16 protein-coding genes and 1 CRISPR repeat array are annotated in these 21,732 nt (G+C 66.8%); of the genes, 7 read left to right on the top strand and 9 right to left on the bottom strand.

The genetic code is table 11. From position 1 onward, the window contains the following. Positions 1 to 4: 4 nt before the first annotated feature. On the bottom strand, positions 5 to 892 hold the full coding sequence (locus ACRYRV_RS09200) for an alpha/beta hydrolase (RefSeq protein ID WP_444985331.1): 888 nt from the start codon (positions 890 to 892) through the stop codon (positions 5 to 7). Between the two features lie 138 nt (positions 893 to 1,030). On the opposite strand from ACRYRV_RS09200, the gene ACRYRV_RS09195 reads away from it, so the two are divergent. Further along, positions 1,031 to 1,705, top strand: a complete 675-nt coding sequence (locus ACRYRV_RS09195; RefSeq protein WP_444985332.1) for a hypothetical protein — start codon at positions 1,031 to 1,033, stop codon at positions 1,703 to 1,705. Between the two features lie 204 nt (positions 1,706 to 1,909). Next, positions 1,910 to 6,269: a CRISPR direct-repeat array (repeat unit 29 nt; unit sequence CGGTTGAGCCCCGCGCCTGCGGGGACCGG). 110 nt (positions 6,270 to 6,379) lie between these two features. On the opposite strand, the gene cas2e is transcribed toward ACRYRV_RS09195, so the two are convergent. From cas2e to cas3, 8 genes are all read right to left on the bottom strand, one after another. Further along, positions 6,380 to 6,673 (bottom strand): type I-E CRISPR-associated endoribonuclease Cas2e, encoded by a 294-nt coding sequence (cas2e, locus tag ACRYRV_RS09190; RefSeq protein WP_444985333.1) that lies wholly within the window; start codon positions 6,671 to 6,673, stop codon positions 6,380 to 6,382. Beyond that, entirely contained in the window at positions 6,673 to 7,593 is a 921-nt protein-coding gene (gene cas1e / locus ACRYRV_RS09185) for a type I-E CRISPR-associated endonuclease Cas1e (protein ID WP_444985334.1), read from the bottom strand. Before cas1e ends, cas2e begins: the two co-directional genes overlap by 1 nt. A gap of 27 nt (positions 7,594 to 7,620) precedes the next feature. After that, positions 7,621 to 8,313: a type I-E CRISPR-associated protein Cas6/Cse3/CasE gene (gene cas6e, locus ACRYRV_RS09180; protein WP_444985335.1), complete on the bottom strand. Its 693-nt coding sequence runs from the start codon at positions 8,311 to 8,313 to the stop codon at positions 7,621 to 7,623. Continuing rightward, positions 8,313 to 9,068, bottom strand: coding sequence for a type I-E CRISPR-associated protein Cas5/CasD (cas5e, locus tag ACRYRV_RS09175; protein WP_444985336.1), 756 nt, complete (start codon positions 9,066 to 9,068; stop codon positions 8,313 to 8,315). Before cas5e ends, cas6e begins: the two co-directional genes overlap by 1 nt. Before the next feature lie 9 nt (positions 9,069 to 9,077). Further along, a complete protein-coding gene (cas7e, locus tag ACRYRV_RS09170) occupies positions 9,078 to 10,151 on the bottom strand; it encodes a type I-E CRISPR-associated protein Cas7/Cse4/CasC (protein WP_444985337.1) in 1,074 nt (357 codons plus the stop codon). Positions 10,152 to 10,180: 29 nt separating this feature from the next. Continuing rightward, a complete protein-coding gene (casB, locus tag ACRYRV_RS09165) occupies positions 10,181 to 10,837 on the bottom strand; it encodes a type I-E CRISPR-associated protein Cse2/CasB (RefSeq protein ID WP_444985338.1) in 657 nt (218 codons plus the stop codon). Beyond that, positions 10,834 to 12,516: a type I-E CRISPR-associated protein Cse1/CasA gene (gene casA, locus ACRYRV_RS09160; protein ID WP_444985339.1), complete on the bottom strand. Its 1,683-nt coding sequence runs from the start codon at positions 12,514 to 12,516 to the stop codon at positions 10,834 to 10,836. Before casA ends, casB begins: the two co-directional genes overlap by 4 nt. A 190-nt stretch (positions 12,517 to 12,706) precedes the next feature. Continuing rightward, on the bottom strand, positions 12,707 to 15,394 hold the full coding sequence (cas3, locus tag ACRYRV_RS09155; RefSeq protein WP_444985340.1) for a CRISPR-associated helicase Cas3': 2,688 nt from the start codon (positions 15,392 to 15,394) through the stop codon (positions 12,707 to 12,709). A 282-nt stretch (positions 15,395 to 15,676) separates the two neighbouring features. Here cas3 and ACRYRV_RS09150 point away from each other — a divergent pair, with 282 nt between their 5' ends. The 6 genes from ACRYRV_RS09150 to ACRYRV_RS09125 all read left to right on the top strand — a co-directional run bounded on the left by ACRYRV_RS09150 (position 15,677) and on the right by ACRYRV_RS09125 (position 21,724). Further along, entirely contained in the window at positions 15,677 to 15,826 is a 150-nt protein-coding gene (locus ACRYRV_RS09150) for a hypothetical protein (protein ID WP_253446668.1), read from the top strand. Next, entirely contained in the window at positions 15,826 to 16,560 is a 735-nt protein-coding gene (locus ACRYRV_RS09145; protein WP_253446670.1) for a metal ABC transporter ATP-binding protein, read from the top strand. The genes ACRYRV_RS09150 and ACRYRV_RS09145 overlap by 1 nt, the downstream gene beginning before the upstream one ends. Next, positions 16,554 to 17,444: a metal ABC transporter permease gene (locus ACRYRV_RS09140; protein ID WP_444985341.1), complete on the top strand. Its 891-nt coding sequence runs from the start codon at positions 16,554 to 16,556 to the stop codon at positions 17,442 to 17,444. The genes ACRYRV_RS09145 and ACRYRV_RS09140 overlap by 7 nt, the downstream gene beginning before the upstream one ends. A gap of 29 nt (positions 17,445 to 17,473) precedes the next feature. Then, positions 17,474 to 18,658, top strand: a complete 1,185-nt coding sequence (locus ACRYRV_RS09135; protein ID WP_445005894.1) for a metal ABC transporter solute-binding protein, Zn/Mn family — start codon at positions 17,474 to 17,476, stop codon at positions 18,656 to 18,658. 284 nt (positions 18,659 to 18,942) lie between these two features. Then, positions 18,943 to 20,166, top strand: a complete 1,224-nt coding sequence (locus tag ACRYRV_RS09130) for an ABC transporter substrate-binding protein (protein WP_444985343.1) — start codon at positions 18,943 to 18,945, stop codon at positions 20,164 to 20,166. A 13-nt stretch (positions 20,167 to 20,179) separates the two neighbouring features. Beyond that, positions 20,180 to 21,724, top strand: coding sequence for a fatty acyl-CoA synthetase (locus ACRYRV_RS09125; protein ID WP_444985344.1), 1,545 nt, complete (start codon positions 20,180 to 20,182; stop codon positions 21,722 to 21,724). Positions 21,725 to 21,732 lie beyond the last annotated feature (8 nt).

Raw genomic sequence — 21,732 nt, 5'->3', positions numbered from 1 at the left:
CCCCTTACGCCGGCTGCGGCGCGGCCTCGGCCAGAGCCGTCTCGAGGAAGGCCAGCAGCGCGGGAAGCTCATCGTCGATATGCCGGCTCAGGTCATGATCGCCGGGCAGCAGATGCAGCCTGGCCGGGGTGCTGCCGCGGCTGGCATGGAGGCGCTCGGCGTCGCCGGGCGGAATCACACCGTCATCGAGGCCATGCACCAGCAGCACCGGGCAGCCTGCCCGGGGCAGCGTATTGACTGGGGCGATGGCATCGAAGCGGTGGCCGATCACCCGCTCCACGTAGCGCAGCACGTACCACCCCAGGGGAAAGAAGGGCAGCCCCTTCTCCTTCAACCAGCGGCGCATCATGCCGTCCGGGTGCGCAAAGGCCGACAGGCTCACCACCGCCGCGATATCGTCGCGCCGCGAGGCGGCAAGCAGCACCGCCGCGGCCCCCACCGAGTGGCCAAGCAGGACCACCGGCGCCTGGGCCATGCCTGGCCGCGCGCGCAGCCAGGCCACGGCGGCATCGGTATCCTCGGCAAAGCGCGGCATGGAGGAGAAGGTATCGGCATCGCTCTCGCCGTGATTGCGGGCATCGAAGAGCAGCACGTTCCAGCCCGCCGCCTGCAGCGGCCGCGCCAGGGGCAGCATCAACTCACGGTTGGCGCCCCAGCCGTGGGTGATTACCACCGTGCCGCGGCGCTCCCCGGGCAACCACCAGGCGGCCAGCCGTCGGCCTCGCCGGGCGGGAATCCACAGGGCCTCGCCCTCGAGGCCGAGCTCGGCCAGGCCATGGGCGACCGAGACCCGCGGCGCCGCCAGGCTGACCCTGAGCCGTCGATGAAAGAGATGCAGCAGCACGGCGCCACAGGCCACGACGCCAGACAGCCCCCACCAGAGGGTCGGCATGATTCAGGGCTCCTCGCACAGGTGACATGACGACCATTGTGCGGCCTGGCGCCGGAGGCGTCAGCCGCCGTGGTGCCGCAGCTGCCGCCGCGCCGTCCCGGTGCTAGGCTGTGGTCATTGCCGCTCCCGGAGATAACCATGCCGCTGCCCGCCTCGATCCGCCGCTGCGCCGCCGTCTGCCTGGCCGGCCTGCTGCTGCCGCTGCCCGCCCTGGCCCAGGGCCCTGATGCCGAATGGCAGGCCGTTGATTCGGCCCTGGCCGACGGTGCTCGCCATGCCGGCTACTGGCAGGCGGGCTGGACGACGATCTATGCCGGCAGCCTGGCGCTCAACGCCTGGCAGGCCAGCGAGTCGAGCAGCCGCGACGACCGCTACGACGCCCGGGTGGGGGTGGTGAAATCGGCCCTCGCCCTGGGCGGCATGTTCCTCGACCGCCAGCCCCACTCGGCCGCCTACCGCGAGCTTACGGCCGGCGAACCGGACGATATAGAAGGCGCTCGAGCGCTGCTCGAGGCCGTGGCCGCGGAGGAGCAGCGCCGCCGCAGCTGGGAGGCACGGCTCGGTTCACTGGCCATCAACACGGCGGCAGGGCTGCTGATCGCCGTGGGCGACGGCCGCGAACGCGACGGCGCCATCAACTTCGCCACCGGCATGCTGATCAACGAGCTGCAGCTGCAGACTCAGCCTCGCCAGGCCACCGCCGCCATCAACCGCTTCCAGCCGGTCAGCGCCTCCGTAGGCGACCTGCACCTCGAAGGTGAGTACGCCCTGCTGGTGGGGCCGAACCAGCTGGGCATCGCGCTGCGCTACTGACCCGTAGCGCACAAGCCTCAACGTCAAACCTTGCTTGCCTGCACCGGCGATGAAGCTTCATGGCTCGGTTGGCACCGCTTCTGTATTTCTTGCGTTAGTGAATGCCGCCAGACTCTTTACGGGCACTCTTTGCCGGGCAGTACCTCTGGCCCCAGAGTGATTTTTCAGTCACGTTGAGAATCAGCCACGGATCACAGGGGCTTTTGGTTACGCCCCGCGCCTGCGGGGATCGGCGTGCCCGTCGGCCAAGTGCGGGTGACGGCGCCGGTTGAGCCCCGCGCCTGCGGGGATCGGAACAGCGTTGCACCCGGTCGCCGGCATCGTGGCGGTTGAGCCCCGCGCCTGCGGGGATCGGATGCGACCGCCAAACACAGTGCCCAGCACCACCGGTTGAGCCCCGCGCCTGCGGGGATCGGGCGCCACCTGATCGGTCCTGTCCCTGCCGATCCGGTTGAGCCCCGCGCCTGCGGGGATCGGTCATTGGCTACGGCTACCTCAGCGCGTGATGCCGGTTGAGCCCCGCGCCTGCGGGGATCGGTCGCGGCGGCCGTAGATCGCCTCCCACTCCAGCGGTTGAGCCCCGCGCCTGCGGGGACCGGGAGCAAGGCGCGCTATGGCCTGGCAAGATCACCGGTTGAGCCCCGCGCCTGCGGGGACCGGCGAACGTCGCTTTCCCATCGCGTTTCAGGGCGCGGTTGAGCCCCGCGCCTGCGGGGACCGGCATGGCTGGCCTTCCTGATGTCGGCGTTGAGCCGGTTGAGCCCCGCGCCTGCGGGGACCGGGTCATCGACGGCGAGTACAAGAAGCGCGTCATCGGTTGAGCCCCGCGCCTGCGGGGACCGGGGCACTCTGATCGCCGCGATCATCCAGTTCTTCGGTTGAGCCCCGCGCCTGCGGGGACCGGTCGCTCACCCGGAAGCGCTCGCGGATGATGCGCGGTTGAGCCCCGCGCCTGCGGGGACCGGTGGCGGCGGCGGGGGCGTAGGCAGCAGCGATGCGGTTGAGCCCCGCGCCTGCGGGGACCGGGGGGTTTCCTGTCCCCGCGATGCGCTAGCGTGCGGTTGAGCCCCGCGCCTGCGGGGACCGGGCCGCCGTCACCCTCGACATGCCTGCGGGCACCGGTTGAGCCCCGCGCCTGCGGGGACCGGTGGCAGTAGGCCTCAGTCGCGGCCTGCTCGGCCGGTTGAGCCCCGCGCCTGCGGGGACCGGTTGCAGGGTGCCGCCGATAAGCTGGTCGGTGTCGGTTGAGCCCCGCGCCTGCGGGGACCGGCCGTGCTTGAACGCCCAGCGCTTCGGCATGTCCGGTTGAGCCCCGCGCCTGCGGGGACCGGTGCTGCACGTATTCGCGCATCTCCTGCGGGTACGGTTGAGCCCCGCGCCTGCGGGGACCGGAGGCTCTTGAACAGGCGAATCCCCCCACGCTGCGGTTGAGCCCCGCGCCTGCGGGGACCGGTGGCCAGGAAGAATTTTGGCGAAGTCGTGAATCGGTTGAGCCCCGCGCCTGCGGGGACCGGTTCATCTGCAAGGAAGCACGCAATGATTCTATCGGTTGAGCCCCGCGCCTGCGGGGACCGGGACTTCGGCGGTGGCCACCTCGCCGGAGAGGTCGGTTGAGCCCCGCGCCTGCGGGGACCGGTAGGTGCGCTCAGCGATGCCCAGGCGAGTCGCCGGTTGAGCCCCGCGCCTGCGGGGACCGGAGCTGACCCAATCGCTCAGGGAGAAGCACCGCCGGTTGAGCCCCGCGCCTGCGGGGACCGGCCCAGGCCGTAGCAGCCGCCGCAGGGCTTGTCCGGTTGAGCCCCGCGCCTGCGGGGACCGGAGCTGACCCAATCGCTCAGGGAGAAGCACCGCCGGTTGAGCCCCGCGCCTGCGGGGACCGGCCCAGGCCGTAGCAGCCGCCGCAGGGCTTGTCCGGTTGAGCCCCGCGCCTGCGGGGACCGGACCACCACCTACATGACCGCCGCCCCGGGCGCCGGTTGAGCCCCGCGCCTGCGGGGACCGGCCGGACTGGACGCTAAGGGGGCTAACATGAAACGGTTGAGCCCCGCGCCTGCGGGGACCGGCCTAGAAGCGTTTCAAATACAAGCCTTTCAAACGGTTGAGCCCCGCGCCTGCGGGGACCGGGCGAGCGTTCCAAACGTAACGGGGTTAGCGCTCGGTTGAGCCCCGCGCCTGCGGGGACCGGACACCAACCGAGGAGAGCGCAGAGATGATTAACGGTTGAGCCCCGCGCCTGCGGGGACCGGCTCGATGGACTCTACCCGGATGCTATCGATCTCGGTTGAGCCCCGCGCCTGCGGGGACCGGGCGGCCCTGGTCATCCTCGGGAGTATCGGCGCCGGTTGAGCCCCGCGCCTGCGGGGACCGGGCCTCTTCGACCGGGACCAGGCTGCGCATCTCCGGTTGAGCCCCGCGCCTGCGGGGACCGGGGCGCCATTAACGCACAATTTGGCCCAAATTGCGGTTGAGCCCCGCGCCTGCGGGGACCGGTGCAATTTACCCAGGGGCGGTACAAGGTCGATCGGTTGAGCCCCGCGCCTGCGGGGACCGGGAAGAGAGGCCGGTCATCGCGAGGTGGCCGGCCGGTTGAGCCCCGCGCCTGCGGGGACCGGGGATACATGATCTTGTTGAGCACCGTGTCGAACGGTTGAGCCCCGCGCCTGCGGGGACCGGTCGCTCACCTGGAAGCGCTCGCGGATGGTGCGCGGTTGAGCCCCGCGCCTGCGGGGACCGGGTGCAGTTCTTGTGCGGTCATTGGTCGTTCTCCGGTTGAGCCCCGCGCCTGCGGGGACCGGCGCCGAGGAGTGAACACTATGCGTAAGACCATCGGTTGAGCCCCGCGCCTGCGGGGACCGGATGACGGCAGCATCAGCGAGCGCACCCGGACGCGGTTGAGCCCCGCGCCTGCGGGGACCGGCGCATCAAGCCAAGCGACAAGCCGCCGCGCAACGGTTGAGCCCCGCGCCTGCGGGGACCGGTCTCGGCAAATGGCCCAAGAGGGCTTATTGCTCGGTTGAGCCCCGCGCCTGCGGGGACCGGGACGTGGCAAGATGCGCCGTGGCTGGTCGAGGGGGTTGAGCCCCGCGCCTGCGGGGACCGGTCACTGGCGCCGGTAGCCGCGAACCCACCCGGCGGTTGAGCCCCGCGCCTGCGGGGACCGGCGCAAGGGTCAGGTCGATGCTGGCCCCGTTCACGGTTGAGCCCCGCGCCTGCGGGGACCGGGTAACGTGGCGAACAAATTGCCCCGTATCGTCGGTTGAGCCCCGCGCCTGCGGGGACCGGAGTGTTTTTTTGGCCTGGGCTCGGGGCGTGGCCGGTTGAGCCCCGCGCCTGCGGGGACCGGGGCCGCATCGCGGGCGGCTTCGGCTCGATCAGCGGTTGAGCCCCGCGCCTGCGGGGACCGGTAGTGGAACTGACCAGGCCTGATGAGCCCGGTCGGTTGAGCCCCGCGCCTGCGGGGACCGGGCAAAGATCAGGTTCTGTTGCCCGGATTCGTCCGGTTGAGCCCCGCGCCTGCGGGGACCGGTCGCTATCGGCGTTAACCGCCTGATCCAGATTCGGTTGAGCCCCGCGCCTGCGGGGACCGGCACGTCGATATCGGCCAGGCGATATCGTCCGTCGGTTGAGCCCCGCGCCTGCGGGGACCGGTCAGGGTTCCACGCGATGAAGAAAGGAAGGCGCGGTTGAGCCCCGCGCCTGCGGGGACCGGTGACTGCATGCGCCCTGTGTGGCCCATGTCAGCGGTTGAGCCCCGCGCCTGCGGGGACCGGTCTGCCCGCGCCAGTCGCGTCTCCATATCAGACGGTTGAGCCCCGCGCCTGCGGGGACCGGCTGACGCCCACCTAATCGCCGCCGCGCCATGTCGGTTGAGCCCCGCGCCTGCGGGGACCGGGCCACTTCTGGTATCACGGACGTTCTGGCTGACGGTTGAGCCCCGCGCCTGCGGGGACCGGACCTGCTTGGCCAGCGCCGCTTGTGTGCCGGCCGGTTGAGCCCCGCGCCTGCGGGGACCGGGGTGCAGGCGGTCGACGGCGGCTACCGTGTCTTCGGTTGAGCCCCGCGCCTGCGGGGACCGGGCCCTGTGGGTCGCCGTCGAGCAAGCCATCTCCGGTTGAGCCCCGCGCCTGCGGGGACCGGGACGACACCTTCGGCACCGGCGTCGCCACCGCCGGTTGAGCCCCGCGCCTGCGGGGACCGGGCGCGGCTGTGGCGGCGGTAGGCGGCGGCGAGCGGTTGAGCCCCGCGCCTGCGGGGACCGGCGGCTCGGCCTCGGGCAGCCTGACGGGCGTGCCGGTTGAGCCCCGCGCCTGCGGGGACCGGCAGCAGCGCATCACCGACCGCTACCTGGTCGACGGTTGAGCCCCGCGCCTGCGGGGACCGGGCCGGGCAGGCCTGGCAGGAGGTCACCGGCGCCGGTTGAGCCCCGCGCCTGCGGGGACCGGCAGGTGCGTGGGCGGCTGGGGCGCCTGCTGGGCGGTTGAGCCCCGCGCCTGCGGGGACCGGCCTTACTGGGAAGAGCCCTGGTCGCCGGCGTTCGGTTGAGCCCCGCGCCTGCGGGGACCGGACTAATTGTAGATATTTGATCCGCAAAAGGAAAATCGCCAGCAGAGATTCCACCGACGATTTTGCCTATTTTTTGTACAGACTTAATTTTTAAAGATCCAAGCTTATCAGCTACTTAGTTTCGACTGGCAGAAAGCGCACCAAACGCAGTCCATCGTGATCCCAGGGCTCGCGCCGGTTAACACCGTAGGTCTGAAACTCAAAGCCGGACTCATGGTTGCTGGCCCAGGCCATAGCGACATTGCCATCCTCCGCCAGGGCATTGACCTGCTCCCAGATCATTTCCCTGATCCGCCTGCTGACATCGCCGACATAGACACCGGCGCGAATCTCCAGCAACCAAACAGCGAGTCGTCCGCGCAGGCGCGGCGGTACGGCTTCGGTCACTACTACGAGCATGGCCATCATCCACTCCTGTGTCCGGCATCACCGATCGAAGGCGGCTCAGGAATCGCAGGAGGCACCGCTTCCGGAGCAGGGAGAGGCGGCTCGATCTCACCTGCCGCCAGGACTTCCTCGATCATGGGGATCAATCGCTGCAGCAGCTTCGTCTGTTTGAAGGCATCGCGACACGCGATGCGGACTTCACGTTCCGGCATGGGCGGGTTGCGTGCCGCGACACGAAAGGCCGCCGGGACCACCGTCTCGAACTTGACGATATCGGCGATATCGTAGACGAAGCTTCTGGGCTTGCCGGTGTGCAGGAAGCCGATGGCCGGGGCATAACCCGCCGCTAGAATGGCGGCCTCGCTGATGCCATACAGGCAGGCGGTGGCCGCGGAAAGACACTGGTTAGCAACGTCGGAGACATCCCATTGAGAAGGGTCGTAGCGGCGTCCCGACCACTTGACGCCATATTGCTTGGCGACCAACTGGTAGGTCCTGCGTACCCTGGCGCCTTCCATTCCGCGGAGCTGCTCGACACTGCGACGAGACGGCGGCGGCTCGCCGAACCGCAGCTCGAACATCTTGCGCACGACCTTCAGGCGTAGCGAGTCGTCCAGCGCCAGCCGTGCCTGGTAGAGCAGCTTGTCGGACCGCGCGCCTCCGGGCTGCCCGGCGCTATAGAGCCGCACCCCCGCGTCGCCAACCCAGATCAACAGGGTGCCCACGGTCGCCGCCAATTTGACGGCTGCATGGGAAACCCGCGTCCCCGGCTCCAGCAACAGGCAGGCGACCGAGCCCACCGGGATATGCATGCGCTCGCCGTTGACCTCGTCGATCACTACGAAGGCACCGTCTCGCACATCAATCTGCCCCATGCCGACGAATATCATCGACATGCGGTCCTTCATGGGAATCGGCTTGAGCGGAATAAAGCCCATACTGGCCTCCCTGCCCGTTTGGCATCGCTATGGTCGGCGGATCAACATCAACCCACAGCCAAAAGCCTTGGCACGCCCGATGCCCCGGGCCAAAGTCTCGATCAGGCGGCCAGGGTCGGTGACCTCCAGCAAACCCTCATAGTCCACGCTGGAAAAGCGGATGGGACGCCCCTTGTCCTTCGGCAAGGCATGCTGACGGTAGGTGCCCACTTCAGGCCTCACCGGCAAGCGGAAGCCCCAAGACTCGGCGCGTTCCGAAAGCCACCGACGAGCGGCCTCATCCATCGCCTCGGTACAGGCTTGGCTGGTCCGCGCCTCGCCGACCTCGAAGTGATACTTGGCCGCCATCAGCACATCGGCACGCTGTCCCCGCTTGCCCGCCACCGACTTCGCCACGGTGGGGTTGGCCCGCAGGCGAAAGGCGAGCCGATCCCCAACGTCCAGTGCAGGCGAAAACGGCTTGCACTGCGCCTCAAGCAGTCCGGGAATGGCGACCGGTTCGCGATCGGACAGCACGTAAAACAACGGCAGGCCCCGGGGCACGCCCCCGCCCTCGGGTTCTTCCATTTCCTGGCGAAACAGAAATGGCCGCACTCCTTGATGATCCGAGAACAACCGCCAGAGCAGCTGGTGGGCGGCATAGGCTCCTCCGCCCATGATCTCGAATAAGGCCCCCCGAGAGAGGCCATTGAGATCAACACGTACGCGTGAAAGATACATCAGCCGTCCTCCCTTGCCTGCACGATGCGCCGGTATTCGGCACGCGGCCCGAACTGCCAGCGACGGCGATTGAGCGGCACATCCCAGACCTCGCTGGACTCCACCCCATGACCGTTACCATCCAGGGCCTTGGCATCTCCTTCCCAGGCGTAGACCACGCTGTCCGGCAGTCTCATGGCCCGGCGCTCATCTCCCTCATCCTTCCCGCATAGCGGGGGAAAGCCGGCATCCAAGGCGTCCTGCAGCCGGGAGCACAACTCACGGCGCGGCGCCAGCGGCGCCGCCGGCGGGCACGCCTTGCGTCCTAGATAGAGCGTGAAGTATGGCGTCTTGAGCGCCTGCTCCAGTTCTTCAAGCGTCAACTCCGCCTGGGGCGTCAACCAGACGGCGACCGTCCACAGGCCGTCGCAGCGGTAGTCGCGACTGGAGAGGATGGTATGGATGACCTTGCGCGGGGCGCTCAATTCGTCCCGCCGAGTGCGGTATGTCACCTTGGACTGCGATGCCGGCACCTGCACCGTGTGGTAGTCGCGCATCAGGCTGCCGGGAGAACGCTGCTTGATGGCGATACCGACGCTGTCGCGCAGCCGGCGCTGCCCTTCGTCATCATCACGGCGCACGCCCAGCGCCGCACCGAGCAGCCCGATGATGGCGCTGCGCCCGGGGTAGGTGGCGGAAGGGCGCGACTCGCCCACTGCCGCCTCGCCCCAGCTGGCGAGTGGCGCATAGAGTCGAAAGACCAGATACTCCGTCATAACGACTCCTTACTGCTCGTTGGTCAGGAAATCGAGCAGCGAAGTCAATCCGCCTTGCGTGACAGAGCCTTCCAACTTCGACTTCTCGTAATCCACTTCAGCAGCCACTACGAAACGCTGACCAGCTCCCGGGCCATAAGCTTCATCGAACTTGTTGACTTGACGTTCAAGCCGAGAAATCGCCTCGATGGCCTGATGCTCACCTTGAACCGGGCGCAGGAACGCGACAGCTAGGGAACGCGGCTGCTGGTCACCCTTCTCGGCCAGTACATAGCTGGCGTGCGCGCGGGAGCCGAAGCTGTTCTGTTTGCCCTTGGGCGAGGTCTTCACTGCGGCTTCCACCAGGGCCGCAATGGCACGATCGGCCAACCCCTGGTCGCCGCTGAGGTTCTCGACCAGTTGCTGGCGATCGATACACACATAGCTGTAGAACAGACCCGCACCGAACCCGGCTTCGCCGACGTGCGCCGCCCCACGATGCTCGCCGCCGGTATTAAGGTCATCCACCGCCGTGAAATAGTCGTCCTCGACCTCGGCGGCATGCACGGTGATGGCATGGGCGACCTGGCAGGCGGCCTCGACGTTGAATGCCGGAGACGCCGCCAGCATGCGACCGAACAGCGCGATATCCACAGCCGATGGCTTGTGGCGCAGCAGATCGAGATCCTCCTTCTCCGGCGCGCGATACTCGTCGGCCAGTGTCTCGACCAGTGCATCGACTGCTGCCTGCTCCTCTGGGCCAATGTGAACCAGTTGGCTGGTTTCCAGCTCCCCTTTGGCCACATCGCCGAAGACCTTGGCGATCTCCGTGGCCCAAGCTTGGGCGTCTTTCTCTTTCACGCCTTTTTCCTGCAGGCGCTTGGCAGCCTGGATCCCGACTTGCTTGGTGCGCATACCACGATGCTGGCCCATGGCTTCTTCGAACAGCGCAGAGGTCCGCCAGGTCCGTTTGAGACTCTGCGACGACACGCGCAATCGCTTGGCGCCACCCATGATGGCAGTCTTGGGGCGCCCCAGGTCGTCGCGGTTGAGGTTGGCAGGCGGATAGGCGGTCAGCAGGTGCAGCTGGATGAAATGGCTCATGTGCATTACTCCCTGTCGTCGTTGACGAATTACTCGTTATCTTGCCGATAGCCGGCCGTGGCACCGAAGTAGTCATTGGCCCAGAGGAAGCCCAAGCGCCGGGTAGGCTGCGGTGACATCCCTCCCTGATATTCACGCCACCACAGCGCAATGTTGTCGGCCAGGTGCACAACGCTTACACCACGCTTGTCGATCAGCGCCAGCGCACGGCGCAGGCGCTGTACCAGCTCCTCCGGGGTACGCGATGTCATCAGCTGCTGGAAGCGAAGCTCGCTCATATGTGGCTTGCCGGTTTCACGCTTCTGCTGACCAAGGCGCGCACCCAATGGCATCTTGGCCGCGTCCTCACGGAGCTCAGCCACCACCAGCGCGATACAGGCCCATGCCTGCAATCGCCGATCCCGCTGGCTTTCCGTCTGATCCTCCTTCGCAGGCAGCAAGCTCCAAAGGTGGCGGAAGGCCTCAGTCAACATCGCCGCCTCGATGGTGTCGCAGCGTCGAAGCGTCGCCCGCATGCCCTTGGGCCAGGGCCGGGCATCGGTATGGGACTTCAACGCGTCCGCAGACAACGTCAGGCGCTGCCACCAACGCCGCAGGGCATCGGCTTCCCTACGCTCGATGGCATAGGGTCGCTCGGGTACGCGTAGCGGGGCCTCCGCCGCGGGTGCGAGTTCCGTTTCACTCATGACACGCTCTCTTCGGTGGTTGCCGGCTCGGCGACCAAGGCGAAGCCGCCCGTCTCGGCAAATTGACGAATGGCCTTGCTACCCTTGCTGCGACCGGCCAGGAAACTCTGCAACTGACGCCGAGCCGCGGTCGCACGCTGTAGGTCCACGGCCTCCAGTGCACCACTCAGCGACTGTTCCTCGAACAGTGCCATCCCCTCGCGCTTCAGCGTGCGGTACCACTGCTCGGCCACCTCGGGAGGCAGGCTAGGCGCGTCGTCGGCCTTTGCCAGCGTCTGCTGGAAGCCGTGCAGTGCATGAAAGAAAGCGCCGCGCGTGGCGTCGTAGAAGGCCAGATCGATATGGCTCATGTCGCCCTTGGCCTCGGAGGGACGGTCGAACCAGGCATTCTTGATCTGGGTACGCACCATCCAGGCGATTTGACGGGCCAGGTCAGTGAAGCGCTGTACCCAGGCACGCAGCCGCTCCTGCTGCGCGGCAGGCACGGCTACCAGCGGCATCTCAACGCTGTACCAGCCGCGGGGCTTCATGTTGTCCATGTCATAGCCGAAGGCCCACAGTCGGGCATGCTTGAGCAGTGCGGCGATCTCCTCTCCGAAACGGCGCTCCTCGTCGACGGCCCGCACCTTTTCCGCGACATAGTCCTGCACCACCAGGGCGGGCAGCGCGCCGCTGGTGTCGGCATCCTGCAGCACTAGGTTCGACCAGTGCTGGTAGCCCAGCCCTCCTGGCTGCCCCTTGCTGGACAGCGGTGGCTCATTGGGCTTCTTGGGGTCGCGACGGTAAGGCGTCAGCGGGTGCAGCCAGGGCCCATCGTAGTTGGCGCCCTGTTTCTTGGCACGGATACGCCTCACAGCGTGAGTCGCTTCGCGCCCACAGATGTCGCAATGACACGGCCCCTCCTCGAACAGCAGCCGGAAGCGCCTCGGCATCGACCAATAGGGGTGCAGCGGGTGCATGCCTTCGGGCAGGACTTCCGTGCCCTTCTTGTCGCTAACCCGGGTCGGCGCCATCCACAAGAACAAGGTGTCATCATCGTAGCGCGGTGCCTGCCATGCCTGCCCGGACCGCGTCAGCGCTCTGGACGTCACCACGTTCAGCCACAGCCGGGACCAGAGGCTGGCATCGCCCGAATCGGGTAGCGCCAGGGTGGTCAGTGGCCCGCCGCCTCGCAGGCCGACGCGAATGCCGGCCCCACCGGCGGGCGCATTGATCTGCATGGTAAACAGAGCCAGGGCGGCGCAATCCTCGCACATCACCTCGACACGCCCACGCTTGACGAAAAAGTCGGTGTTGTTCTTGATGCCGTTAGCACCTGGCGCATCGATCAACAGGCCGCTGACCGTGCTGTCCTTGACGTCGTCGAGCGGGTCAAGATCCTGCATGAAGCGCGGGCCGTCACCATCCAGCTCGAAGGCATCGGCAAGGGGCGCGAAGGCGGCCTCCAGCTCTTCCATGCTGGGCGGCTCGACAAAGCGGTCCAGCCAGTCGCCTTGATTCTGGGGCGGCAGCGCGGTCTGCAGCAGGCCGATCAGGAACTGGTAGGCGGCGCCCTGGAAGTCAGCGCGAGGTAGGGCAAGATCGACGATCTCGGGATCGGCCACCGCCGTGGGCGGCCGGTAGGCAACGCTTCCTTTCCGAGTGCGGAAAGGAAGCCAAGGGGTGCTAAGTAGGTTCACTGGCTCTACTCCATCTATGTCAAAGCGCCAACGCTGTGAAGTAAAGCTAGAAGGCAAAAAAGAAAACATCAAGTTATTTGCTCAAACAAGCTGATGGACGACAACCGCGATGTGGTGGGATGATCGCTGGCGCTCCTCATCCATATGGGGATGAACCGTTATTGGCTCAGACGCCAACTCGTTCCCCGCGTCAGCGGGGATTTTCCTTATCCCTTGAAAACCTCACCCCCCACTGGGCGTCATAGGCGCAATCGCTATCGGCCTCGACCAGCCAGGGACGGGTGAAGCGCAGCGCCTTGAGGCGCTCCTGCAAGGCTTCCCACTTGGCCCGGAAACCGGCCGGCAAGTCCGCCAGCTTCTCCGCCTGGCTCTGGCGCAGCTTGACCTGGCTGAGCATGGCCGCGTGGCGCTCGCCCTCGGCACACAGCGCCAGTTCGCCATCGGCTGTACACTTGAGCAGCACGACGTTGAGCGTCGGCTCGTCGACCAGGCGGGTGCCGATCTCCAGTTCCTCCTGCCATTGATCGAGCTCAGGATGGCGGAGGTAACCCTGCTCAAGCGACAGGGCGTTGAAGTTGGCCATCGAGACGGCTACGCGTTTCATGCCGTGCTGCTCGATACGCGCATCCTGAAGGTCATCCGGCACCAAGTCAGCGACCCGGCCGTACACGCTCTCAATCAGGGTCCGCGCTTCATCGGGCATACGGATCGCTCCGAGTTCACGCAGCACGCGCTGGGTCAGCCACAGCAGAGAGGTATCGCGATAAACCGCTTGGGTGCCCGGCAGGGCGCGCTTCAGCCACTGGGCATCCGGGGAGTCACTCCACTCCGGCGCCAGTACGGCGAGCATGGGGGCAGAGCGCGGGCCCCGTACATGACGCTGCAGGCGCCCGGCGCGCTGAATCAGTAGATCGATTGGAGCCAAGTCGCTGACCATATAGTCAACATCGCAATCCAAGGATTCCTGGAAGACCTGCGTACTGATCAAGACCTGACCACGTCGCTGGTCGGGAGTGGAGGCCTTACCCAGTCGGGCGATGACGTCAGACTCGATGCGTTGACGATCGGTCATCGCGAAGCGGCTATGGAACAGCAGGCAGCGCTCGGGATCGGGATGGCGCAGGCTCAGCTGTTCATAGGCGCGAATAGCATCGTCCACGGTATTGCGCACCCAGGCGACGCACTGCCCTTCCTCCACCGCCGCCATCACGGTGTCGAGCGCCTGCTCCTCCGTGGTCAACCAGTCGACGCCCACCTCTCGAGCGACTTCGGGGCGTGTCGCCAGAGGGGTTTCTCGCTCCAGGTCATGACCAACCTGGGTCAACAGCGGGAACGACTCTTCCTGCAGCGTGGCCGGTGCCTGCCCCAATCCCTCACGCCATGCCTCGGCCAGGGCCTCGCGCATGCCATGTGGCAAGGTCGCGGTCAGCAGGATGGCACTGCCGCCCTGGCGAGCATGATACGCCAGCAGCTGATGGAGCAGGGTCTGCATGTAGTGATCGTAAGCATGCACCTCATCAACGATCAGCACCTTGCGTGCCAGGCCATACAGGCGCAGCGACTGATGCCGAAACGGCAGCAGCCCCATCAACGCCTGGTCAATCGTGCCCACCCCCACATCGGCCAGCAGAGACTTCTTGCGCGAGTCGGCCAGCCAGCGGTTACAGCGCGTAGTGGCCGTCATGTCATCGGTGGCATAGTCCCGGTCTTCCGGTTGCTCCTCGGCCACGGCCTTTACGAAGGCTTCATTCAGCTCGCGAGCGCCATGGGCCAGCACGAAGGAAGGACGAGACGCCGCAGCATAGAAACGCCGATGCAGATCCCCCAATCGCTCATACATGGCGTTGGAGGTCGCCATGGTCGGCAAGGCGAAATAGAGCCCCTCGCCATGACCGGCCGCCAGCAGGCGCTGGGTGAGGATGCAAGCCGCCTCGGTCTTGCCGGCGCCGGTCACGTCCTCAAGGATGAACAGCTGGGGACCATCGCCTATGGGGAGGGTCTCAGCCTCCCGCTGTAGCGGGGTCGGCGTGACCGGCTGACCACCGAACCAGCTGGCAAGGCCAGCATAGGGCACCGGCTCGGGAGGGTGAGCGAATCCGCTCTCCTGCAGCGCCAGCTCGGCCCGCTCGAGTGCGATGGGCCAGTAATCGGCCAGCGGCATAGGGTCCTGGCAGTAAGTGAAATGATCGCGATTCGACCCCAGCCAATCACTCAGGGTAACCCAGCCGGCGACCGTCCAGCTCAGGGCCAAGAAAGCCTCTCGCCACTCTTGAGAGACCAACTTGTCGCACTGCCAGTCAATGTCGATCAGTATGGCCCAGGCGGCGATGAACTTACGCGCTGCTTCGATATCCGAGGCGCTATCGTCGTGTCCGAAGAATTCCGTCGGCTCCAGCCGTCCAGCCTCCACCGGCTGACCGTGATGGCCAAACATCGGGGCCAGGATAACCCGCAGCGTCTCGCTGAGCTGTCGACGCGCATTGCGATCGAGGCCCCGATCGGGCCAGCGCAGCGTGCCGTCCTGCAGCCAATCGATCCAGCGTGCCTGCCACAGCAAGGCACCCAGCCGATCGTGGCGTTCGGTATAGGCCAGCCGCTCGATCGGGGGGGCCAGTTCAACGCCCTCGGGGCGGGCCACCCCCTGGAAAGCACGGGCAAACTTGCCGAGGTCATGCAGCCCGAGCAGGAAAACGAGGAAGCGCCGCAGGGCGTCAGGCGGGATATCCAGCTGCCGGGAAAGGCGTTGAGTCAATGGCCGTTCGGGAGCGAGCAGATGCCAACCAACGGCGGCCACATCAAGGCTATGATAGGGCAGAAGGTGGCAGCTATCACCCTCGTCTGCCGGTTTCGCCTTGCCCCAGTAGAGGTAGTACGACATCCCTGTCTCCTGTGGTTCTGTTACGTTTCTTTCCTCATACAAGCACCCCTCGCTCTAGCCTGCCAGCCTTGTGGCGCCGGCCACTGAGCCAGCCCCCCAACTTCCCTCTCTGATCCATCTGCGCGGCAGCTCACGCAGGCAGGGCCGCCCCAAGGCCTTTGCCCCTCCCACGCGCCATGCCACAATCCCCGCCGCACTGGCTCACGGCCGCGAAGCGCCACGGTTTCTGGGCGCTTACTGTTATGTTATAACTTCTTGTTGTCGTCACGAGGTACCGCTCCCATGGCACACCGCGCACACCGGCACCGCCTGGAAGGGCCCTGCCATTTTTCTCTCATGTCACTGTCGGTCGGCCGCCGGCTGATGCTGGTGCTGCTGCCGCTGGCACTGCTCTGGCTGGCGGTTTCCTGGGCCGCAGGATGGTGGGGCTGATGGCAGATGCAAACGCTCGCCTGCGGCTCTGCGACCTACAGCTCGCTCAGGGCAGCCGCACGGTGCTGGAACACATCAGCGGCGAATTCCGCGACGGGGCCATTACCGCCCTGATCGGCGCCAACGGCACCGGCAAGAGCACGCTGATCCAGGGCATCATGGGCATGCTCAAGCCCATCGCGGGGCGCGTGGAGTGCTCGGTGCCCAAGGAGCGCCGCGCCTGGCTGCCCCAGCAGCTGGCCCTGGACCTCACCTTTCCGATGAGCGTCGAGGAGCTGGTGATGACCGGCAGCTGGCCCAGCCACGGAGCCCTTAAGGGCTACTGTGCCGCCCACTACCGCAAGGGGCGCGAGATCATGGCGCGGCTGGGCATCTCGCATCTGGCCCACCGCCCCCTGGGCGAGCTTTCCGGCGGCCAGCGTCAGCGCGCCCTGATCGGCCGCACCCTGATGCAGGAGGCGGAGCTGCTGCTGCTGGATGAGCCTTTCGCCAACGTCGACGCCGAAACCGTGGAGGTGCTGATGCGGGTGCTGCGCGACATGGCCAGCGAGGGCGCCACCATCATCGTGGTGCTCCACGACATGGAGCAGCTCGCCCGCCTGGCCGACGAAACGGTGGTGCTGGCCAGCGGCCATGCCCGCTGGGTCAGCGTGGAGAGCGTGCTTCAACCGCTGCGAAGCGCCGCGCCCGCCTCCTTTCTTTCCCAGGCCATCGGCGGAGTGAGCCCATGTTGACCCTGCTGCACGAATGGCTGATCGCCCCCTTCGACTACGGCTTCATGAAGCGGGCCCTGATCGCCAGCTTCGCCCTGTCCCTGGCCGCTCCGCCCATGGGGGTCTTCCTGGTGCTGCGCGGCATGAGCCTGATCGGCGATGCCATGGCCCATGCCATCCTGCCCGGCGTGGCGCTGGGCTTCCTGCTGGCCGGCTTCTCGCTGCCGATGATGAGCCTCGGGGGCATCCTCTCGGGGCTGCTGGTGGCGGTGCTGGCGGGAAGCGTGTCCCAGATGTCCGGCCAGCGCGAAGACGCCGCCATGGCCAGCTTCTTCCTGATCTCCCTGGCCGCCGGGGTGATGATCATCTCGCTGGGCGGCAGCAGCGTGGACCTCACCCACGTGCTGTTCGGTTCGATACTGGCGGTCAACACGACCTCGCTGCTGCTGATTGCCGCCATCAGCAGCCTGATCGTGGTCACGCTGGCGGTGATCTTTCGTGCCCTGGTGGTGGAATGCCTGGACCCGCTCTTCCTGCGCGGCCAGGGGGTGCGCGGCAGCCTGGTCCACGGGATCTTCCTGGGCCTGGTGGTCCTCAACCTGACCGCCGGCTTCCAGACCCTGGGCACCCTGATGGCGGTGGGCCTGATGATGCTGCCGGCCACGGCGGCGCGCTTCTGGAGCAAGCGCCTGGAGGGCCTGATCGCCGTTGCTATCGGCATCGCCCTGGTCGCCAGCACCGGGGGACTGCTGCTCTCCTATCACTTCAACATGCCCTCCGGCCCGGCCATCATTCTGCTCGCCGGCGTCGGCTATGTGTTCTCTGCCCTGTTCGGGAGTCAGCACAGCCTGCGGCGGCGCCTGCGCCGCCGTGCGGCCCCCCTGGGTGCACCCGAGCCTCACTGAGCACTCATCACACCAAGGAGTCCTGCCCCATGAGCATCATCAAGCCTTCCGCTGCCCTGATCGGCGTCTCGGCCATGCTGGCACTGCCCGCCGCCATCGCCGCCGAGCGCGTCCAGGTGGTGACCAGCTTCAGCATCCTCGCCGACATGGTCGAGAACGTCGGTGGCGAGCACGTCGAGGTGACCTCGCTGGTCGGCCCCGACAGCGACGCCCACGTCTACTCCCCCACCCCGCGCGACGCCCGCGCCCTGGCCGACGCCGACCTGGTGGTCTTCAACGGCCTGCTGTTCGAAGGCTGGATGGAGCGCCTGCTCGACTCCAGCGACTATGCCGGCCCGCTGGTCACCGCTACCGACGGCATCGACAAGCTGGAGTACCACGGCCACGATCACGGCCACGACCATGATCATGACGACCATGGCCACGATCACGGGCATGACCACGATCATGACGACCATGGCCACGATCACGGGCATGACCACGATCATGACGACCATGGCCACGACCACGATCATGACGACCACGGGCACGACCATGGCCACGATCATGACCATGACGATCACGGCCACGACCACGGGCATGGCAACGACCATGATCACGTCCATGGCGACTACGACCCCCACGCCTGGCAGGATCTGGCCATGGGCCAGGTCTACGTCGGCAATATCCTGGAGGGCCTGATCGAGGCCGACCCGGACAACGAAGCGGCCTATCGCGAAAACGCTGAGCGCTATATCGCCGAGATGCAGGCCATGGACGAGGAGATGCGGCGGCTGATCGGCGAGATCCCCGCCTCCACCAGCATCATCACCGGCCATGACTCCTTCGGCTACTTCGCCAACGCCTACGGCCTTAACTTCCTCTCGCCGGTGGGGCTCTCCACGGAAGCCGAGCCCAGCGCCGGCGACATGGCGCGGCTGATCGACGTGATCCGCGAGCAGAACGTCCGCGCGCTGTTCCACGAGAACATGACCAGCCCGGCGATCATCCGCCAGCTCGCCGAGGAGACCGGCCTGCCCATCGCCGGCACCCTCTACTCCGACGCCCTGGCCGCGGAGGGCGAGGCCAGCACCTATCTGGGCATGATGCGCCACAACGCCCAGACCCTGCATGACGCCCTGGCCGAGCCGGGCCACGACGATCATGACCATGGGCACGATCACGATCACGATCACGATCACGATCACGATCACAGCCATGGTCACGCTCACTGAGCCAGAGTGCCAGTACGACCATCCGCAAGATCAGAGGGCGCCTTCGGGCGCCCTTTACGTTTGCGTCATTTGCCAAGCCTTCTCCGGCCAGAGTGGCCGTATATGTCGACCCCAGGACCTTTTGATTAGCCTGCTCGTAAAAATCGCCCCCCAGATTGGCAGGAAATGCAAAAACTCTGGCGTGATAGATCAACCCCTCCCCGACCTTTGTTCTTACCATGGGGTCGGGGCGTCGGCTCCTCCATACGCCCCGAAGCACACAACAACAACGCAAGGGCTTCTCCATGATCAATACCCGCCAGTTCGCACTGGGTACGCTCGCCGCTTCCGTCATGCTCGCCTCCCAGGCCGGCGCCACCGAAATTACCGATAACGAGATCCGCATCGGCTACCTGGCCGACATGTCAGGCGTCTACCGCGACCCCATCGGCCCCCTGGGGCTCGACGCCATCCAGATGGCCATCGAGGACGTGGGGGGCAGCGTGGCCGGCGCCGATGTCGTGGTCTTCAGCGCCGACGACCGTAACAGCGCCGACGTGGGGTCCAGCGTCGTGCGCGAGTGGATCGACGAGCGCAACGTCGACATGGTCACCGGGCTGGTGGCCTCCTCGGTGACCCTGGCCGCCGTGCGCCTGCTGGAAGAGGAGAACCGCCTCGGCCTGGTCAACGGCGCCGTCTCTTCCGGCGTCACCAACGAGAGCTGCTCCCCTAACCATATCCACTGGGTCTATGACACCTGGGCCATGTCCAACGGCACCGCCCGTGCCATCACCGAGGAGGGCAACCCCAACTGGTACCTGCTCAGCGCCGACTACTCCTTCGGCCATGCCCTGGAGCGCGACGTGGAAAGAGTCGTGCTGGAGAGCGGCGGCAACATCGTGGGCAAGGCGCGCCACCCCTTCCCCAGCAACGATTTCTCCTCCTTCATGCTCCAGGCCCAGGCCTCGGGCGCCGATGTGATCGCCCTGAACAATGCCGGCGGCGACACCATCAACGCCATTACCACCGCCAGCGAGTTCGGGATTACCCAGGCGGGCCAGATTCTCGCCGGCATGGTGCTGTTCAGCACCGATATCCGCAGCATCGGCCTGGAGGACGCCCAGGGCCTGCAGTTCACCAAGGCCTGGTTCTACGACCTCAACGAGGAGACCCGCGCCTGGGCGGAACGCTTCCGCGAGCGCACCGGCAGCATGCCGACCATGGTCCACGCCGGCCTCTACTCCAGCACCCTGCACTACCTGCAGGCCGTGGACGCCATCGGTACCGACGAGGCTCAGGCGGTGCGCGAGCAGATGGCGGCCACGCCGATCAACGATATCTTCGCCACCGGCGGCTATATCCGTGAAGACGGCCGCATGGTGCACGACATGTATCTGGTGGAGGTGAAGTCACCGGAAGAGGCCGCCGACGAAGATGACCTCTTCCGCCTGGTGCGCACCATTCCCGCCGAAGAGGCCTTCCGCCCGCTCTCCGAGAGCCAGTGTCATCTGGTCAACAACGGCACCTGAGGGGGGATACGACATGAGCCTCAACCCGAAGATCCAGCAGAACACCATCGGCGCCGCCCTCAACCGCAGCGCCCGCAAGCAGGGCGGCAAGCTGGCCCTGGCCTTCAACGACCGCCGCTGGCGCTACGGCGAGCTGAACCTGGCCGTGAACCGGGTGGCCAACGCCCTGCTCGACGCCGGCCTCGCCCCCGGTGACCGCCTGGCGGTCTACGGCAAGAACTCCGACGCCTACGTCATCGCCTGGCTGGCGGCGACCCGGGCCGGCCTGGTGCACGTACCGGTGAACTACGCCCTCACCGCCGAGGAGCTCGGCTATATCCTCGAGCAGTCCGGCGCCGCCGGCCTGCTCAGCGACCTCAGCCTGGCCGAGAACGTCGCCGCCGCCACCGAGGGTATGTCGCTGCCTCTCACCGGCACCCTGCATGCCGGGGACGATAGCGGCTTCGATGTGCTGGCCATGGCCACCGGCGCGGGCAGCGCCGCCGAGCCGGAGGTGGCCGTGGAGGGGGCAAGCCTCGCCCAGCTGCTCTACACCTCCGGCACCACCGCCGCCCCCAAGGCGGCGATGATGACCCACCAGGCCCTGCTCGCCGAGTACATGGCCTGCATGGTGGAGCTCGACATCAAGGGCGACGAGCCGATGCTGGCCGCCCTGCCGCTCTACCACTCGGCGCAGATGCACGTCTTCCTGATGCCGGCGCTGCTGCTGGGCGCGCCGATCCACCTGCGCGAGGCGCCGCTGCCGGACGACTGCCTGGCCCAGATCAGCCGCCAGGGCATCGCCTCCTTCTTCGCCCCGCCCACGGTGTGGATCAGCCTGCTGCGCCACCCCGACTTCAAACGCTCCGACCTGAGCCGCCTGAAGAAGGCCTACTACGGCGCCTCCATCATGCCGGTGCCGGTGCTGGAGGAGCTGCGCCAGCGCATTCCCGGGGTGGGGCTCTACAACTGCTACGGCCAGAGCGAGATTGCCCCCCTGGCCACGGTGCTGCGCCCGGAGGAGCACGACGAACGCCCGGCCTCGGCGGGTCGCCCCATCCTCACCGTGGAGACCCGCATCGTCGACGCCGAGATGAACGACGTGGCACCGGGGGAGCACGGCGAGATCGTCCACCGCTCGCCCCAGCTGCTCACCGGCTACTGGGACAAGCCGGAGATGACCGAGGAGGCCTTTCTCGGCGGCTGGTTCCACTCCGGCGACGTGGGCTACGTCGACGAGGCGGGCTACCTCTACGTCGTCGATCGCATCAAGGACGTCATCAACACCGGCGGTGTGGTGGTGGCCAGCCGCGAGGTGGAGGAGGGGCTCTTCCAGCACCCCGCCGTCTCCGAGGTGGCGGTGATCGGCCTGCCCGACGAGAAGTGGATCGAGGCGATCACCGCCGTGGTGGTGCTCAAGGAGGGCGAGACGGCCAGCGAGGAGGCGCTGATCGCCCATGCCAAGGGCGTCATGGCGCCCTACAAGGTGCCCAAACGGGTGCTCTTCGTCGATGCCCTGCCCAAGAGCACTGCCGGCAAGATTCTCAAGCGACACCTGCGCAAGGAGCTGAACGCGTGACCCAGGAT

This window comes from Halomonas mongoliensis (genome assembly GCF_052496345.1).
This window is presented reverse-complemented; position numbering and strand designations above follow the sequence as displayed.